Source organism: Nocardia miyunensis NBRC 108239 (genome assembly GCF_001613065.1).
In the GTDB taxonomy this organism is placed as follows: domain Bacteria; phylum Actinomycetota; class Actinomycetes; order Mycobacteriales; family Mycobacteriaceae; genus Nocardia; species Nocardia miyunensis.
Genome location: NZ_BDBQ01000036.1, coordinates 98,121 through 115,073, shown reverse-complemented (window position 1 = coordinate 115,073; position 16,953 = coordinate 98,121). Strand labels below are relative to the sequence as shown.

General features: G+C 66.8%; 15 protein-coding genes. 6 read left to right on the top strand and 9 right to left on the bottom strand.

Annotation, left to right across the window (positions count from 1 at the left end):
* Positions 1-8 precede the first annotated feature (8 nt).
* The gene (locus NM2_RS15070) at positions 9-2,309 is read left to right on the top strand and encodes a HelD family protein (RefSeq protein ID WP_067668928.1); all 2,301 of its coding nucleotides are present in this window, start codon (positions 9-11) and stop codon (positions 2,307-2,309) included.
* 251 nt (positions 2,310-2,560) lie between these two features.
* Here the strand turns inward: NM2_RS15070 and NM2_RS15065 are convergent, their stop codons facing one another.
* Positions 2,561-3,016, bottom strand: coding sequence for a universal stress protein (locus tag NM2_RS15065; protein WP_067668926.1), 456 nt, complete (start codon positions 3,014-3,016; stop codon positions 2,561-2,563).
* 495 nt (positions 3,017-3,511) lie between these two features.
* Complete coding sequence (locus NM2_RS15060) at positions 3,512-4,375, bottom strand: AraC family transcriptional regulator (RefSeq protein WP_245718038.1); 864 nt, start codon at positions 4,373-4,375, stop codon at positions 3,512-3,514.
* A 77-nt stretch (positions 4,376-4,452) separates the two neighbouring features.
* Between NM2_RS15060 and NM2_RS15055 the strand changes: the two genes are divergently transcribed.
* Positions 4,453-4,926, top strand: coding sequence for a VOC family protein (locus tag NM2_RS15055; RefSeq protein WP_067668924.1), 474 nt, complete (start codon positions 4,453-4,455; stop codon positions 4,924-4,926).
* Between the two features lie 143 nt (positions 4,927-5,069).
* On the opposite strand, the gene uvrB is transcribed toward NM2_RS15055, so the two are convergent.
* Complete coding sequence (gene uvrB / locus NM2_RS15050; RefSeq protein WP_067668922.1) at positions 5,070-7,241, bottom strand: excinuclease ABC subunit UvrB; 2,172 nt, start codon at positions 7,239-7,241, stop codon at positions 5,070-5,072.
* A 269-nt stretch (positions 7,242-7,510) separates the two neighbouring features.
* Between uvrB and NM2_RS15045 the strand changes: the two genes are divergently transcribed.
* Positions 7,511-8,119: a DUF402 domain-containing protein gene (locus tag NM2_RS15045; RefSeq protein WP_245718037.1), complete on the top strand. Its 609-nt coding sequence runs from the start codon at positions 7,511-7,513 to the stop codon at positions 8,117-8,119.
* Positions 8,120-8,164: 45 nt separating this feature from the next.
* On the top strand, positions 8,165-8,692 hold the full coding sequence (locus NM2_RS15040; protein ID WP_067668920.1) for a ribonuclease FAU-1 family protein: 528 nt from the start codon (positions 8,165-8,167) through the stop codon (positions 8,690-8,692).
* Between the two features lie 4 nt (positions 8,693-8,696).
* Here the strand turns inward: NM2_RS15040 and coaE are convergent, their stop codons facing one another.
* Positions 8,697-9,884: a dephospho-CoA kinase gene (gene coaE, locus NM2_RS15035; RefSeq protein WP_067669059.1), complete on the bottom strand. Its 1,188-nt coding sequence runs from the start codon at positions 9,882-9,884 to the stop codon at positions 8,697-8,699.
* 308 nt (positions 9,885-10,192) lie between these two features.
* Between coaE and NM2_RS49030 the strand changes: the two genes are divergently transcribed.
* Positions 10,193-10,408 carry a hypothetical protein gene (locus tag NM2_RS49030; RefSeq protein ID WP_157121095.1) on the top strand — a complete coding sequence of 72 codons (216 nt, stop codon included), beginning with the start codon at positions 10,193-10,195 and terminating at the stop codon, positions 10,406-10,408.
* 48 nt (positions 10,409-10,456) lie between these two features.
* On the opposite strand, the gene NM2_RS15030 is transcribed toward NM2_RS49030, so the two are convergent.
* The gene (locus NM2_RS15030) at positions 10,457-11,986 is read right to left on the bottom strand and encodes an alkaline phosphatase family protein (protein WP_067668918.1); all 1,530 of its coding nucleotides are present in this window, start codon (positions 11,984-11,986) and stop codon (positions 10,457-10,459) included.
* A 207-nt stretch (positions 11,987-12,193) separates the two neighbouring features.
* Positions 12,194-13,669 carry a 30S ribosomal protein S1 gene (gene rpsA, locus NM2_RS15025; protein WP_067668916.1) on the bottom strand — a complete coding sequence of 492 codons (1,476 nt, stop codon included), beginning with the start codon at positions 13,667-13,669 and terminating at the stop codon, positions 12,194-12,196.
* 279 nt (positions 13,670-13,948) lie between these two features.
* On the opposite strand from rpsA, the gene NM2_RS15020 reads away from it, so the two are divergent.
* Positions 13,949-14,848 carry a class I SAM-dependent methyltransferase gene (locus tag NM2_RS15020; RefSeq protein WP_067668914.1) on the top strand — a complete coding sequence of 300 codons (900 nt, stop codon included), beginning with the start codon at positions 13,949-13,951 and terminating at the stop codon, positions 14,846-14,848.
* Positions 14,849-14,869: 21 nt separating this feature from the next.
* Here the strand turns inward: NM2_RS15020 and NM2_RS15015 are convergent, their stop codons facing one another.
* The 3 genes from NM2_RS15015 to NM2_RS15005 all read right to left on the bottom strand — a co-directional run bounded on the left by NM2_RS15015 (position 14,870) and on the right by NM2_RS15005 (position 16,934).
* Positions 14,870-15,613 carry a hypothetical protein gene (locus NM2_RS15015; protein ID WP_067668912.1) on the bottom strand — a complete coding sequence of 248 codons (744 nt, stop codon included), beginning with the start codon at positions 15,611-15,613 and terminating at the stop codon, positions 14,870-14,872.
* A gap of 191 nt (positions 15,614-15,804) precedes the next feature.
* On the bottom strand, positions 15,805-15,987 hold the full coding sequence (locus NM2_RS15010) for a type II toxin-antitoxin system antitoxin (RefSeq protein ID WP_067668910.1): 183 nt from the start codon (positions 15,985-15,987) through the stop codon (positions 15,805-15,807).
* Positions 15,987-16,934 (bottom strand): SPFH domain-containing protein, encoded by a 948-nt coding sequence (locus NM2_RS15005; protein ID WP_067668908.1) that lies wholly within the window; start codon positions 16,932-16,934, stop codon positions 15,987-15,989. The genes NM2_RS15010 and NM2_RS15005 overlap by 1 nt, the downstream gene beginning before the upstream one ends.
* Positions 16,935-16,953: the final 19 nt, after the last annotated feature.

Here is a 16,953-nt window from a genome sequence, read left to right as displayed (position 1 = left end):
GTTCCGTCTTGCCCGACCGCCTCACCGAGGATCTCCCGGCGACCGGCCACGCCGCCGAACTGGCACGCGAACAAACCAATCTGACAACGCTGTACGAACGCCTGGACGCGATGCGCGAATACGCCCAACGACGTCTGCGCACGGTGCTGCTGGAAACCGGCGGCACCCCGCAGGCCCGCAGCGAGCGTGAATCGTTCACCCAGCTGTACAGCGAGGATCTGGCCAAGTACGACGCCGCCGAGCACGGATTGTGCTTCGGCAGGATAGATCTGTCGGCCGGATCGGACGGCGTCGCCGAACAGCGTTACATCGGCCGGCTCGGCATTCTCGACGAGGACGACGACTACGCCACCCTGCTGCTGGACTGGCGCGCACCGCTGGCGCGGCCGTTCTACCTGGCCACGACCGCGACGCCGGACGGGGTCACCCGGCGTCGCCACATTCGATCCCGCAATCGCCGGATCACCACGGTCACCGACGAATACCTGGACCTGGATCTGGCGCAGGCGGAGGGCGCGATCGAGTCCGACACCGGGGTGGGCAGCGAGAGCGCCCTGCTGTCCGCGTTGAACGCGGCGCGCACCGGCCAGATGACCGACATCGTCGAGACGATCCAGAGCCAGCAGGACGCCATCATCCGGTCCGAGCACAAGAGCGTGCTGGTGGTGCAGGGCGGCCCGGGTACGGGTAAGACGGCCGTCGCGCTGCACCGCGCGGCATATCTGCTCTACACCTACCGCAAGCAGCTGGACAAGGCCGGTGTGCTGATCATCGGCCCGAATTCGACGTTCCTGGACTACATCGGTCAGGTGCTGCCCTCGCTGGGCGAGACCGGGGTGCTGCTGTCGACGATCGGCAATCTGTATCCGGGAGTCCGAGCGACACTGGAGGATTCGCTGCGCGCGGGCGAGCTCAAGGGTTCGCTGGACATGATCGACGTCCTGAAGAAGGGGGTGCGCGACTGGCAGCAGACGCCACCCGAGCCCATCCGGATGACCTTCGACGGGTACGAGATCACCCTGGACCGCAAGATCGTCAGCAAGGCGCGCGGGCGGGCTCGTTCCTCGCGGCGGCCGCACAATCTGGCCCGGCCGGTCTTCGCCGCCTCGGTGGTGGACGCGCTCACCGATCAGCTCGCCCAGACCATCGGCAAGGACCTCACCGGCGGCCAGAATCTGCTGAGCCAGGCGGATCTGACCGAGATCCGCGACGAGATGCGCGCCGACACCGAGATCCAGCGCGCCATCGCCGGGCTGTGGCCGATCCTGACGCCGCAGGAGGTGCTGGCCGGGCTGTGGGCCGATCCGGCACGCCTGGCCCGCGCCGCCGACCGATTCTCACCCGAGGACCGCAAGGAACTGTTCCGTCCCGACGACGGCAATTTCAGCGCGGCCGACGCACCCCTGCTGGACGAGCTCGCCGAACTCCTCGGCGTGGACGACGCGGAGGAACGCGAACGTTCCCGGCGTCGCTGGCGCGCCCAGCTGGCCGAGGCCCAGGACGCGCTGGACATCCTGACCGGTTCGGCCCCACAGGATCTCGAGGACGATCTGGATCCGGAGATCCTGATGGCTTACGACCTGATCGACGCCTCGCAGCTGGCCGAGCGACAGAACGTGCGCACCCACCAGACCACCGCCGAACGCGCGGCCGGGGATCGCACCTGGACGTACGGGCACGTCATCGTCGACGAGGCGCAGGAACTTTCGGAGATGGCCTGGCGAATGGTGATGCGGCGCATCCCGAATCGCTGGGTCACCATCGTGGGCGACGTCGCCCAGACGGGCGATCCGGCCGGTGCGTCGTCCTGGCAGCAGATGCTGGAACCCTATGTCGCCCAACGCTGGAGGCTCACCGAACTGACTGTCAACTACCGCACCCCCGCGGAGATCATGGCCGTGGCCGCGGACGTTCTGGCGGCCATCGACCCCGGCGCCACAGTCCCCCGCTCGGTGCGCGAATCGGGTTGTCCGCCCGAGGCTCTGCACGTATCCCACAGCGAATCGGTCGCCACGGTCGCCGATCTGGTGGCGGCCGAGGCCGATCGCCCCGGCATCACCGCGATCCTGGCTCCACACGCCGTCCTCGGCGATTACACCGACCTGGCGAGCGAGACGGTCCGCGTCCTGACCGTCGCCGAGGTGAAGGGCCTCGAATTCGACGCGGTGATCCTGGTCGATCCCCAGGACATCCTCGACGAATCCCCCCGCGGCCTCAACGACCTCTACGTCGCGCTCACCCGAGCCACCCAGCGCCTGTCGGTGGTCTACTCGGGCGAACTGCCCGAGGTTCTCACCGCATTGAACTGAATAGTCGTATGGCCGTGTCGATGCGTCGCATCGACACGGCCATACGTGCATCCACACTCACGACAACACTTCACACACCGCAACCAACCTGATGTGGCAGCGCAGCCCGCACAAAAAGTGGGGTACCGCGCCACCAGCCCACCTCGAACGTGCTCAGCGGCGAAGCGTCTCTGTGCGCCGGAAGAGTCAGGCCAGCAACGACGAGCCATTCGGACGCCGAAAAACCCGCCGGAGCGAAGCGGAGGCCAGAATCACCGCACGGTGTGGACGATGAGGACATCGGAGCGGGACTTGCGGGCGACGTCCGAGGGAACCGAGCCGAGCAGGCGACCGGCGAGAGTGTTCAGTCCGCGGTTACCGACGACCAGCAGGTCGGCCTGGACCTCTTTCACCAAGGACAGCAGCGATTCGACGGGCTCGCCGACGATCGCCTTCTCCTCCACCTCGGTGGCGCCCGCCGCGTGGGCCTTGTCCCGGGCGACGCGCAGGATCTCGTTCGTGGGCGCCGAGCCGCGGACCTGGTACGCCTCGTCCTTCAACACATCGGTCGCGGCGGCCACGTCGCGGTCGTCGGTCGGGTAGTAGGCGCAGGCGACATACAGGGTCGCGCCCGAGGCCCCGGCCAGGGCAGCGGCCTTCTCGACGGCGACGTACGACGAGTCCGAGCCATCGGTACCGACGACAATGGACCGGTAGGCGGTGGTCATCTCTCCTCCAAACGTACAAGTGGTCGGATGCCGGCGCATTACGTCCGCGACTGCGGGCGCCGCGCGGCAACTGCGCTAGACCATAACCGCTACCGAGTCGGAAAAATCCGAAATTGCATCACATCACATCCGGCTGCCGGGTATCGCATGCCACACATTCGCCGGTGTCCCTCGCGAGGGCCTGAACTACCAGCGCGAATCCGGACACCGCCGACCATCGCGGCGACGTACGACGCAATCGCGAACGGTCTTGCGGCCCTGGGATTCTCATCACAGTCGCGCTGTCGGGCGCACGGTCGGGGCCAGTGGCTGCGGGTACGTCCGGTGAGCGCGGACCCGGTCGGGAGTGAACGGCATTTACCTGAGCGCCCGACAACCGCTGGTAGTTCGCCCGGAAATCCCGGGTAATTGTCGTGAATTGCACCAAAGTTTCGTCATCTCGGCCGATGCTGGGCGATAACGGCCGTCGTGGTGGACAAATGCGTCGTGCGGCGGTCAATCCACCGATCGCGCGTATTCCAGGGGCGCCATTCCGACCTCCAGGGCGAACTCACGAGAGAAGTGCGCCTGATCGAAGTAGCCGAGGTCCAACGCCAGAGCCGCGAGATCCTCGGTCCGGCCGTCGGCGAGCAGCTGCGCACCGTCCTGCAGGCGGTAGCGGCGCAGCACCCACTTCGGATTCGCGCCGACATAGCGCCGGAACAAGCGTTGCAGGGTGCGGATCGGCACATCGAAGCGTTCGGCGACCTGATCGACGCGCAGCAGATCGCGGTCGGACTCCATGGCCGCGATCATTCGCAGCAGCAGCCGGTAGTTCTCGTCGACGACGGCCGTGCGCGCCCGTTCGGCGAAGAAATCCTCGACCACATCGCGGCGCTGCTCGGTAGCGGGCACGGCGAGCACTCGCTCGGCCAGGCCCGCCGCCTGCGGCAGCACCTCCACCAGGTCGATCGCGGCGTCTCGGAACGAGGCCACATCGAGTCCGGTGAACGCACCGAAGCCGCCCGGCCGGAACTTGACCGCGAATGCCTCGCCCTCCTCGGCCAGCTCGCGGGTGAACTTCGTGGTGCACACGCCGTTGACGAATCCGCCGATGCTCGCGGTCGATCGTTCGAAGGTCAGATTGACGCTCGGGAACGGCAGCACCTCGGCCACGAACGGCGGACTACCGCGCAGATCCCACCGCACTTCCCAGTACCACTCCACGAACCGGGACATCTGCGGACCCGCGGGCACCCTGGTCAGGGTGCGGTGCCGAGCCTGCGCGCGGGGGTGCAGAATCCCCTTGGCGATCTCCGGCGGCGGTATCGGAACACGTTCCAGCGCAGGATCTTTCGCATCCTCCCCGACCGCGTTCACCGGTTCGCCCCGCACGCTCGGGCACGCTGTCGCGTTCTTACAAGATCCACCGCGGGCGAACCGGCAGAGTCGTGCCCATGACGAACACCGTGAATCCGATACCCGAGGGCTACCACTCGATCAACTGCTTCCTGGCCGTACCCGATGCCAATGCGGCCATCGAGTTCTACGGCGCGGTCTTCGGCGCGGAGGTGCTGAGCCGCAACGACCTTCCCGACGGTCAGGCAGCGCACGCCGAACTGAAGGTCGGCGATTCGACCTTCCAGATGGGTATGCCGATTCCCACCGAGGGAGTGCAGGCTCCAGCGGCCGACTGGGTGCACACCAGCATCGTGCACTACTGCCCCGATGTGGACGCCGTGGTCGCGCTCGCCCGCGAGCACGGCGCCAAACGCGTGGAGGACCCGCAGACCTTCGTCACCGGCGACCGATACGGCCTGGTCATGGACCCGTTCGGACACCGGTGGGTGGTCATGACGCGGGTCGAGGACGTCTCCCGCGAGGAGGGCGAGCGCCGCGTGAACGAGTGGATGGCGAGCCAGCAGAGCTGATCCGCAGCACCGGGCACGGCCCACGCCGCCACGGCGGACACCGGAACCCAGGCACACCTTCCCTGTGTGCACAATCTCGTGCACGTGTGCCTGGGCCCCGGACTCCGCCGGGACGACCGAGTCGAAACCCAGTGGAACGGTACTCATTTCAACCCGGCCGCGTCCATTCCGCGCAGTTCCTTCTTCAGATCGGCGATCTCGTCGCGCAACCGACCGGCGAGCTCGAATTGCAGCTCACGTGCGGCGTTCATCATCTGATCGGTCATCTCCTTCACCAGATCGGCCAGCTCGGCACGCGGCATGGACTTGACGTCGCGGCCCTCGTAGACGCCCGCACTGACCGCCCGGCCGGGCTCCCCCTGGGCGCGACGGCCACGGCTGGCATTGCGACCCGAACCGCCGATCTCGACCTCCGTCTCGTCGGCCTCGCGATACACCTGGTCGAGGATGTCGGCGATCTTCTTGCGCAACGGTTTCGGGTCGATCCCGTTCGCCTCGTTGTAGGCGACCTGTTTGGCGCGACGCCGCTCGGTCTCCCCGATGGCGTTGCGCATCGAATCGGTGACCTTGTCGGCATACATGTGCACCTCGCCCGAGACGTTGCGGGCGGCGCGGCCGATGGTCTGGATCAGGCTGGTGGTACTGCGCAGGAAACCTTCCTTGTCGGCGTCCAGAATCGCCACCAGCGACACCTCGGGCAGGTCCAGGCCCTCGCGCAGCAGGTTGATGCCGACGAGTACGTCGTATTCGCCCAGGCGCAGCTGTCGCAGCAGTTCCACGCGACGCAACGTATCGATCTCCGAGTGCAGATAGCGCACGCGCACACCCAGTCCGAGCAGATAGTCGGTGAGATCCTCGGCCATCTTCTTGGTCAGGGTGGTGACGAGGACCCGTTCGTCCCGCTCGGCGCGCACTCGGATCTCGTGCACCAGATCATCGATCTGCCCCTTGGTCGGTTTGACCACGACGTGCGGATCCACCAGACCGGTCGGCCGGATGACCTGCTCGACGAATTCACCGGAGGTCTGCCCGAGCTCGTACGGGCCCGGCGTGGCCGACATGTAGATCGTCTGGCCGATGCGATCCGCGAATTCCTCCCAGGTCAGTGGGCGGTTGTCCACCGCGGACGGTAGCCGGAAGCCGTATTCGACGAGGTTGCGCTTGCGCGACATATCGCCCTCGTACATGCTGCCGATCTGCGGCACGGTGTTGTGCGACTCGTCGATGATGAGCAGGAAATCCTCGGGGAAGTAGTCGATCAGGGTGGCCGGGGCCGATCCGGCCGCGCGGCCATCGATATGGCGTGAATAGTTCTCGATGCCCGAGCAGAAGCCGACCTGCCGGATCATCTCCAGGTCGTACTGGGTGCGCATGCGCAGGCGCTGCGCCTCGAGCAGTTTGCCCTGGCGCTCGAGTTCGGCCAGGCGATGTTCGAGCTCCACCTCGATATCGGCCACGGCTCGTTCCATCCGCTCCGGACCGGCCACATAGTGCGTCGCCGGGAAGATCCGGACCATATCCACCTGCCGCACCACATCGCCGGTCAGCGGATGCAGATAGTAGAGCGCCTCGATCTCGTCACCGAAGAACTCGATGCGGATCGCGAGCTCCTCGTAGGACGGGATGATCTCGACCGTATCGCCGCGCACCCGGAACGAACCCCGGGTGAAGGACATGTCGTTGCGGGTGTACTGCACATCGACCAGCAGCCGCAGCAACCTGTCCCGATCGACCTCGCCGCCGACCTCCAACTGCACGGACCGGTCCAGATAGGACTGCGGGGTGCCCAGGCCGTAGATGCAGGACACCGACGCGACCACCACCACGTCCCGGCGGGACAGCAGGCTCGACGTGGCCGAATGGCGCAGCCGCTCGACGTCGTCGTTGATCGAGCTGTCCTTCTCGATATAGGTGTCGGTCTGCGCGATGTACGCCTCGGGCTGGTAGTAGTCGTAGTACGAGACGAAGTACTCGACCGCGTTGTTCGGCAGCATCTCGCGCAACTCGTTGGCCAACTGCGCGGCCAAGGTCTTGTTCGGGGCCATGACCAGCGTGGGGCGCTGGGTGCGCTCGATCAGCCAGGCGGCCGTCGCGGATTTACCGGTGCCGGTGGCGCCGAGCAGGACCACATCGCGCTCCCCCGCCTGCAACCGGCGGTCGAGCTCCTCGATCGCGGTGGGCTGATCACCGGCGGGCCGGTGCTCGCTGATCACCTCGAACCGCCCGTCGGCCCGCTCGATCTCGCCGATGGGCCGGAACTCCGAATGCGCCAGCGGTGTGTTGCCCTCGGCGGGCAGCTCGGATGCGAAAGCCATGGTTCACAGCGTAGGACCACCCACCGACAACAATCACCGCTCGATGCCGCCCCGCCTGCACCCCCGCCCGCGCCGCGCGCCCCGATGGCCGCCCGCGGTTATCCGCCGGGGATCACCGAATGTCCGAATTGTCCGGTGCCACAAGGGAGTTCGTGATTCGTGGCGAATTCGTCACGACGCGCGAGAAGTGTGTTTACGGTCCCACGCGCCAGGCAATCCCGGTGTACTGTCGGTCCGGTTTCCAGGAAGTTCCAGATAGGGGCAGTGCAATGACGAGTCTTCACCCATTGCGCAATGCAGCACGCAACCTGCTCTCCACCGTGCACGCGCACGGCACGCCGCAGCATCCGAGCCCTGCCGCCACACCGGCGCGCACCCCGCGCAAGCCGCCGATCGAGTACTTCGACATCGCCGACTGCACCAAGACCGACGCCCGCGGCTTCGTCCACGCGGTGGAGAGCTACCACGCCGAGCCGTGGGGCCTCTATCTGGTGCGCGCGGCCGACACGCCGCCCGATCGTTTCACCGAGACCTGGCTACTACCCGCTCCGGCGGTGCGGATCACCATGAGCCACCCCAACAACGCACACGACCGGGATCCGATCTACCACGTCCACGTCGGCGAGTACGCGCGCATCGAGCCCAAACGCTGGCGCGCGATCCACCACTACCTCGACATCGTCTCCCGCAACGGCCACACCCCGGAACTACACGGCCTGGACGACCTGTTCGCCGCGCACGACGCGGGCTATGTCGACGCCGCCGAGGCCCAGCGCATCATCGAGCGTGCGAATACGGTGGTCTCCGGCATCGTCGCCCACGACCGCCACCTGGAACGCTGGCTCGGTTCCCAGGGCATCACCCTCACCTGGTTGTAGAAGCAATCCTGGACTGCCGGGCGATGCCCGGTACATTCTGAGGGTATGACCCAGGTGCCCGCGGTTCATCTGCATCGACCCAAGATCGAATACTTCGATATCCGTGAGCTCACCAACACCGATCCGAAGGGGTTCGTGCGAACCGTGGAGCGGTATCACGTCGAGCCGTGGGGGCTGTACATGGCCCGCACGGCCGACCATCGCGAATTCCACTTCCTGGAGTCCTGGATCCTGCCCGCGGTGTCGTTGCGCGTCACCGTCTTCCACTACACGCCCGCACACCGCCGGGATCAGGACTACTACATCGATATCGGTGAATTCGGCGAGATCGCACCGGGCCGGTGGCGATCGATCGACCACTATCTGGACCTGGTCGTACGCACCGGCCGGGGTGTCGAACTGCTCGATGTGGACGAGTTGCTCGCCGCGCACGCCGCCGGATACCTCGATCTGCCCCAGGCACAGCAGGCGATCGAGGTGGCCACGGCCGCGATCGACGGCATCGCCCGGCACGGATACGACTTCGGCCGCTGGATCGAACAGTCCCAGGGCGTCACGCTGACCTGGCTGTAGCCGGTCAGCCCGCCTGTTCGGCCCAGGCCAGCACGCGGGGATAGACCTCGTCGAACCACGGGGTCTTCACCTCGAGGTACGCCTCCGTCGCCGCGGCGCCGGTCAGCCCGGCGGCACTCGCCTCGGCCTTGCGCTTCACCGCCAGATATTCCTCGCGCGCGGCGGGCTCGGCGCGCAGCCAGTCCCGGAAGGCGAGCGCGAAGCGCTGTCCGGGCCAGCCGTCGACCCGGATGTGCACATGGGCCGGTCGGCCCGGATCGGCATTGCAATGTATTCGTTTGGCCCACATCGCCGGATCGGTCCCGGCCTTCGGATCGTCGGTGAGATATGGCGCACGCGGAAATCCCGCGTTCTCCAACGCATCTCGCAGCCCGTCCGCGGCCTCCAGATCCGCCACGGTGATCTGGATGTCGATGACGTCCTTGGCGGGCAGGCCGGGCACGGCCGTCGAGCCGATGTGATCGATGCGCAGCGCGGCAGCGCCGCCGGTCAGGGCGAGCCGGGCGATGATCCGTTCCGCCTGCGCGGGCCACGCGGGATCCGCGGCGACCAAACGGACCGCACCGCGCTCGGGCAGGCTCCGGGTGCGCAGATTGTGCTCGAACGGCACCAGCCGCTCGTCCCACAGCGCACTCACCTGCGGTTCCAGATCCTCCGGAACCCCCGAATTGTCCAGCAGCACATCGGCTGCCGCCCGCCGCTGCTCATCGGTCGCCTGAGCCGAGATCCGCGCCAGGGCATCCGCGCGGGCGATCCCGCGGAACTCCTCGAGCCGGTGCACGCGCGTCTCCAGCGCCGCCTCGACCACGACGACAAGATTGGTCATCGCCCCGACACCGTTCTCGACCAGCAGCGGAATGTCCTGCACCACAATGCCGTCCGCGGGCGCGGCGGCGATGATCTCCGCCGTGCGCGCACCGACCAGCGGATGGGTGATCGAGTTCAGCGTGCCCCGGGCCTCGTCGCTGGCGAATGCCTTGGCCGCCAACGCGGGACGATCGAGACTGCCGTCCGCGGAAAGGATGTCCGCCCCGAATGCCTCGACCAGCGCCGCCAGACCCGGTGTGCCCGGCTCCACGACCTCGCGGGCGATCGCGTCGCTGTCGACCAGGACCGCGCCCCGCTCCACCAGCAGCCGCGCCACCGTCGACTTACCCGCTCCCATGCCTCCGGTGAGACCGATACGCAACATCGGACCAGTCTCGCATCCGGCCGGCGCGCCGACCTGCCCGCCCCGGCTCCGCCCGTCGGCGACATCGGCGCAAACGTGCCGAACACCCACACCCGCAATATCTTTCACGCCGCCACGAACACATTTCCCATTCCGTGACGGCAGCGATATCAATTCGCAACTTCTTCCGGTCGATACCGACCTGTGGTCCGAGAATTTCCGACACGAAAGGACACAAGTCGATCAAAATCGACGATCACACACTTTCGTTCCGCTAATGTTTCGCCGCAGGCGATCCAGGCCGAAGACGAGCAAGCGAAGGAACAGCATTGGGCATCCGAAACATCCAGACGGGTCGCCACCGACTGGGCATGCAGGGCGGTGTGCACTGCCTCGAAATCCCCGCCGTGGCGACCGCACTGGCCGCATACCGGCGCACCTGGCTCACCGCGCTGATCAATCCGGCCCGGCACAGCTGGGCCGCCATGCGGCGACGCACTGCCCTGGCCGCGGCGCCCTGGGTTCCCGCGACCGCTATCGGCTGACGAATCCGGCTCCCGCCGTTCGCTTTTCCGATCCGCGACCGTCGCGAACTACACCCGCCCGCTCGGTCGCCGTCTGGTGCCGGGTTCTTGTGTCGGCATCGCATTGGGCGGCACCGGGTAGGGAGTCCCTTTGTCGGCCGTGCCGAGTGCCATATTCGGGCCGCACTGCGCCAATGCCGCGGCCGTGCGGGCATTCGGATCGGAGATGCGCGGCGGGACCTTGTCGGGTGCGGACGCGAAATCGAAGGCCGAGGTCATATCGCCGGCGACCCGGCGCCGCCAGGCCGTCAGATTCGGCACGTCGACACCGAAACGGCGCTCCAGCAAACGCAATTGGGACGTGTGGTCGAAGGTCTCCGAGGCGACCAGTCCGCCGCGCGAGTACGGCGAGATGACGAAACACGGTACGCGGTAACCCAATCCGATGGGCCCGGCGACGCCCTTCGCCGCGGGCACCCGCTTCAGATCGGCGGAGAGGTACTCTCCCCGGGTACCGGGCGGGGCCGTCGGCGGGGTCACGTGATCGAAGAATCCGCCGTTCTCGTCGTAGCTGACGATCAACGCCGTCTTCTCCCACACCTTCGGATTCGAGGTGAGAATGTCCAATACCTGCATGATGCCGACCGCGCCGAATGCGGGCGGCAACGCCGGATGCTCGCAATTCATCAGCGCCGGGATCACCCAGGACACCGAGGGCAGCTTGTCCGCGGCCACGTCGGCGGCGAAATCGCTCGGATAGACCGGGGCCTTGCCGCGCCGCGCGAGTTCGGAAGTCGGGTCGGCGGCCTGTTTGAAGCAGCTCAGCATGCCGTCCAGGAAGACCGACGAGACCGGCCCGGCGTCGCGGTTGTTGTACATCTTCCAGCTCACCCCCGCTTCGGAGAGATTCTCCGGCATGGTGCGCCAGCTGTAGACGTTCTGCGGCAGGACCGTCGGCGTCTCCACCAGCGGGCCACCGGCGACACCCTCGGGATCGATGTGCGCGGACATCCAGTACAGCCGGTTCGGATCGGTCGGACCCAGGACCGAGCAGTGGTAGTGGTCGCAGATCGTGAACGCGTCGGCCAGTTCGTGATGGATCGGGATGTCCTCGCGGGTGTAGTAACCCATTGCGGCAGGGCCGTTTCCGGCGCCGACGCTCGCGATGGACATCGGCATCCACCGATCGTTGCGACCACCGTGCCAGGACTCGTGCATCCCCTGCCAGCTGTGGTCCGGATCGTTGATGCATTCCCCGTCCAGGCTCGCACCGCGGGTGGTATCGAGCCGGAACGGCAGGATGAATCCGTTCGCACTCGGTCCGACGCCCGGCGCGTAGCCGTACTGCCGCCAGGCCGCCGACTTGTCGGCGAAACCCCGGACCCCGGACATCGTCCCGAAGTAGTGGTCGAACGAGCGGTTCTCCTGCATCAGCAGCACGATGTGCTCGATATCGCCGAGCCCGCCCGTACCGGCCGGATCGGCCGCGTACGCGCGCTCGATGATCGGATTCGCCAGCGAGGCCAACGCCGCGACCCCACCCGCGGCCATCGCCTTGGCCAGGAAATCACGCCGATTGATGCCGTCGAAGAGACCCATGCCGCCCCGAACCCTTCCGGAATTGTGAAATTTGCTCAGTTTCAATACAGCCGATGAGGCTACGGCACAACCTATCCCGTCGCAGGCCGTCCCGTGCACACGGTCCACCGGCCGACGGCCGTGTCCCGATCGAATGGTTCGGACGCGGTACAGAATGGGCGAGGGCCCCGGTTCCAATGAACCGGGGCCCTCGCTCAGCTAGGCGAATTACGCGTTGCCGGACAGCTTCTCGCGCAGCGCGGCGAGCTGCGCATCACTGGCGAGCGAACCACCGGCCGACTCCGAAGAGGAGGAGGACGACGACGCGTTCGACTGCGCGCCACTCTCGGAGGAGTAGTTCGACGAACCACCGTTCGCGGCCTCGGCGGCGGCGTCGGCGGCCATCTTCTCCATCTGCGCGGTGTGCATCTTGTGGCGACGCTCCGCCTCGGCGTAGCGGCCCTCCCACTCCTCACGCTGCTTCTCGAAGCCCTCGAGCCATTCGTTGGTCTCGGGGTCGAAGCCCTCGGGGAAGATGTAGTTGCCCTGCTCGTCGTAGCTGTCGGCCATGCCGTACTTCGACGGGTCGAACTCGGCGTGGTAATCCTCATTCGCCTGCTTCAGCGACAGCGAGATCCGGCGGCGCTCCAGGTCGATGTCGATGACCTTGACCATCGCGTCGTCGCCGACCGCGACGACCTGGTCCGGCACTTCGACGTGACGCTCGGCCAGCTCGGAGATGTGCACCAGGCCCTCGATGCCCTCCTCGACGCGCACGAACGCACCGAACGGAACCAGCTTGGTGACCTTGCCGGGCACGATCTGGCCGATGGCGTGGGTGCGGGCGAACTGACGCCACGGGTCTTCCTGAGTCGCCTTGAGCGACAGCGAAACCCGCTCGCGGTCCAGGTCGACGTCGAGCACCTCGACGGTGACCTCCATACCGACCTCGACAACCTCGGACGGGTGGTCGATGTGCTTCCAGGACAGCTCGGAGACGTGCACCAGACCGTCGACGCCGCCGAGATCGACGAACGCGCCGAAGTTGACGATGGAGGACACGACGCCCTTGCGGACCTGGCCCTTCTGCAGCTGGTGCAGGAACTCGCTGCGGACCTCGGACTGGGTCTGCTCCAGCCAGGCGCGACGGGACAGAACCACGTTGTTGCGGTTCTTGTCCAGCTCGATGATCTTGGCCTCGATCTCCTTGCCGACGTACGGCTGCAGATCGCGGACCCGGCGCATCTCGACCAGCGACGCCGGCAGGAAGCCGCGCAGGCCGATGTCCAGGATCAGACCACCCTTCACGACCTCGATGACGGTGCCCTTGACGGCCTCGTCCTTCTCCTTGAGCTCCTCGATCGTGCCCCACGCCCGCTCGTACTGCGCGCGCTTCTTCGACAGGATCAGGCGGCCTTCCTTGTCCTCCTTGGTGAGAACGAGGGCTTCGACCTCATCACCCACGGAAACGACCTCGTTCGGGTCGACATCGTGTTTGATGGACAGCTCGCGGGAAGGGATGACGCCTTCGGTCTTGTAACCGATGTCGAGCAGGACCTCGTCGCGATCGACCTTGACGATGGTGCCTTCGACGATATCGCCGTCGTTGAAGTACTTGATCGTCTTGTCGATTGCGGCGAGGAAGTCCTCGGCGGAGCCGATGTCGTTGACGGCTACCTGCGGCGAGGTGACGGTGGTGGGCATATGTTGGGTTGCTCCGGACGGATTGTGGTCGGTAGTGGACATTGGAACTTTCGGTTTTGCTGCTAACTCACAGCCACGGGAACTACGTTGGACCTGCACAGCACATCGCCGCGACACAGCACAACGCTGTACTCATTACCTGGACTCACAGCTCACGAGTGGCATCAGCGTTCACGTACCGGGTACGCGAGCACGGAAGACACTCGCGGGAAACAGCGTACGCGACGTTCGTTGTACCAAGCAAACAAGGGTCCCCCGGCAGGTCGATACCCTTCCATCATGCCTCGAGACCGACCCGATTTCTCGTCCGAAGATCGTCACGCGCAAGCCAATACCCTGCTCCGCACGACCGGAGTGAGCCGTACCCGCCTCGACTCCCACGCCAGCGAGCGGGCGAGCCGGGCCTGGTGGGACGCGGACGCCGCACAGTATCACGACGAACACGCCGAATTCCTCGGCGTGGACTCTCCCGACGGCGAATTCGTCTGGTGTCCGGAGGGTCTGCACGAGGGCGACTGGCATCTGCTCGGTGACATCTCGGGTAAGCGAATCCTGGAGATCGGCTGCGGATCGGCCCCGTGCTCGCGGTGGCTGGCCGCGCACGGCGCGCATCCGGTCGGGCTGGACCTGTCCCGCGGCATGCTCGAACGCGGGCGCGCCGCGATGACGCGGAGTGGTCCGCGGGTGCCACTGGTACAGGCCGGCGCGGAGGAGTTGCCGTTCGCCGACGAATCGTTCGATCTGGCGTGTTCGGCATTCGGCGCGGTGCCCTTCGTCGCCGATTCCGCCCGGGTCATGCGCGAGGTGGCACGGGTGCTGCGGCCCGGCGGGCGCTGGGTGTTCTCGGTGAATCATCCGATGCGCTGGATCTTTCCCGATGATCCGGGGCCGGACGGGTTGCGCGCGACCATGCCCTATTTCGACCGCACCCCGTATGTCGAGGTCGACGACGAGGACAACCCGACCTACGTCGAACATCACCGCACCGTGGGCGACCGGGTGCGCGAGATCGTGGCGGCCGGGCTCGTCCTGGTGGACCTGCTCGAGCCCGACTGGCCGGAGTGGCTCGACCGCGAATGGGGGCAGTGGAGCCCCCTGCGCGGCGAAATCTTCCCCGGCACAGCCATTTTCGTGACCGAGAAGCTCCCCGGCTGCTGCGCGTCTTCAGCGGGTCGTTGAGCGCGTATTTCCTTGTGCGCCTTACGACTTCGGGATCGGCATCGTCTCCGGCGAAGCGGGAGCGGACGCGATCGGCATGGCCTCGGTGGGCGCGCTCTCGCTCGCCGCGGCGGTCGTCGCCGCACTGGAGCCGGAGCTGCCGCTCGCCTCGGCCGCGCCGCTCGCGCCGGCGGCGGACGGGCCGGTGAAGGCGGGAAGGGCGGCATAGCGGGGGTCGATCTTGGCGGTGCGGCTGGCGTGCACGATCCAGGCGCGGGCGCGGGTGAGGGCGTGGCCGGGGAACATCGAATCCCAGCGCATGTCGTCGGCGGCGTTGTAGGGCAGTTTGCCGCGGACCTCGGGAGCGTACGGGTGGGGCGGGAACATGTTCGGGAAGCCGACCTTGGGCACGACCGCCGCCTCCCGGGCGCCGGGCCGCCCGTTCTCCGGGCACATGATCTTCAGGATCGCGCTGCAGGTGGCCTTGGGCACCACGATGCCGGCGGTGAATCCGAGGCCGGACTCGCGGTCCGGCAGCGGGAACTTCTCCAGCCGCAACAGCGCGGGCTGACCGTTCACCGTGATGGAATGCGCCTCGAGCAGACAGCCGAACTCGGCCTGCAACTCGGTGAGCCGGCGGCGCAGCGTGTCCTCGTCCTCGAGCGGCGCGGGCAGGTCGGGCACCGCATCGATGTAGGTCAGCGTGATGATGTCACGGGTCTTCGGATCCCCCCAGGTGTTCTGGTCGAGCTGTTGCAGTCCCCCGGTTTCGAACGAGATTGGCACGCGACCACGCTACCTATCCGTGATGTACACGCATGTCCTGGGGCGTTTTGTGCTCAATACGTGACGTGTTGGTAACCAATCCTGGACAAAACCGACGTTTAGTTTGTTTCGCCCCGGGCAGCGCAGGAAAACGGCAGCGGGCCGCGGTTCGTGAACCGCGGCCCGAGCCCCTTTCCCGCACCCGCGCCCGGTCAGTCCGGGCCCGGCGCGGCGCGCGGCTTGGGCGGCCGGCCCGCCTGCTCGAGGGCCTTTCGCAGCGCGTACTCGATCTGGGCGTTCACGCTGCGCAGATCGTCGGCCGCCCACTTGGCGATAGCCTCGTGGACGGCCGGATCGAGCCGCAACAGCACCTTCTTGGGCTCGCGCGCAACCATCAGGAGTACAAAGTACCGGTGTTGACCACGGGCTGTGCGGCGCGATCACCACACAGCACCACCAGCAGGTTCGACACCATCGAGGCCTTGCGTTCCTCGTCGAGATCGACCATGCCCTCGTCGGACAGCCGCTGCAGGGCCATACCGACCATGCCCACCGCACCGTCGACGATGCGGCTGCGCGCCGCGACCACCTGACTGGCCTGCTGGCGCACCAGCATGGACTGAGCGATCTCCGGCGCGTAGGCCAGGTGGGTGATCCGGGCCTCGAGGATTTCGATACCGGCCATCGCGGTGCGCTCACGCAGTTCGGCGGTCATCTCCTCGGCCACCTCGGCGCCGTTGCGCAGACTGGTGCGCGATTCGGGAGCCTCGGCCCCGGAAGCGGCGGCCTGCGTCACCGCGTAGTGCCCCACGGACGCCGTGTCAGGTGCGGCATCGTAGGGGTGCGTGGTCGCCAGATGCCGGACCGCGGTCTCGGACTGGGTGCGCACGTACTCCTCGTAGTCGTCGACCGAGAAGGCCGCCTTGAAGCTGTCGACCACGCGATAGACGACCACGGCCGCGATCTCGACCGGATTGCCGTCCGAATCGTTGACCTTCAGCTTCTGGGTCTCGAAGTTGCGCACCCGCAACGAGATTCGCCGCTTGGTCGTCAGCGGCACCACCCAGAAGAAGCCGGCGTCGCTCACCGAGCCGATGTACTTGCCGAAGAACTGCAGAACCTTCGCCTCGTTCGGCCCGACGGTCGTCAGCCCGGTCAGCGCCAGCACCGCGATGCCCAGCACGACATACCCGACCACGGCTCCGGCGCCCGCCCCGGCGCCGCCCCCGTTCGCCGCCGAGCCCGATCCCGCGACCCCGCCGATCAGCCCGGCGATCCCCACGACGAGCAACACCACCAGCATCAAGAACCCGTTGCCCCGAAAGGCTCGCCGCAACTCCATGACATCCTCCCAATATTGA

Coding starts and splice junctions, on each gene's coding strand:
- NM2_RS15055 (WP_067668924.1), top strand. CDS start 4,453: ATGACGAACACCGTGAATCCGATACCCGAGGGCTACCACTCGATCAAC.
- NM2_RS15010 (WP_067668910.1), bottom strand. CDS start 15,987: ATGGTTGCGCGCGAGCCCAAGAAGGTGCTGTTGCGGCTCGATCCGGCC.
- NM2_RS15005 (WP_067668908.1), bottom strand. CDS start 16,934: ATGGAGTTGCGGCGAGCCTTTCGGGGCAACGGGTTCTTGATGCTGGTG.
- NM2_RS15040 (WP_067668920.1), top strand. CDS start 8,165: ATGACCCAGGTGCCCGCGGTTCATCTGCATCGACCCAAGATCGAATAC.
- NM2_RS15030 (WP_067668918.1), bottom strand. CDS start 11,986: ATGGGTCTCTTCGACGGCATCAATCGGCGTGATTTCCTGGCCAAGGCG.
- NM2_RS15020 (WP_067668914.1), top strand. CDS start 13,949: ATGCCTCGAGACCGACCCGATTTCTCGTCCGAAGATCGTCACGCGCAA.
- rpsA (WP_067668916.1), bottom strand. CDS start 13,669: ATGCCCACCACCGTCACCTCGCCGCAGGTAGCCGTCAACGACATCGGC.
- NM2_RS15045 (WP_245718037.1), top strand. CDS start 7,511: ATGACGAGTCTTCACCCATTGCGCAATGCAGCACGCAACCTGCTCTCC.
- coaE (WP_067669059.1), bottom strand. CDS start 9,884: ATGTTGCGTATCGGTCTCACCGGAGGCATGGGAGCGGGTAAGTCGACG.
- NM2_RS15065 (WP_067668926.1), bottom strand. CDS start 3,016: ATGACCACCGCCTACCGGTCCATTGTCGTCGGTACCGATGGCTCGGAC.
- uvrB (WP_067668922.1), bottom strand. CDS start 7,241: ATGGCTTTCGCATCCGAGCTGCCCGCCGAGGGCAACACACCGCTGGCG.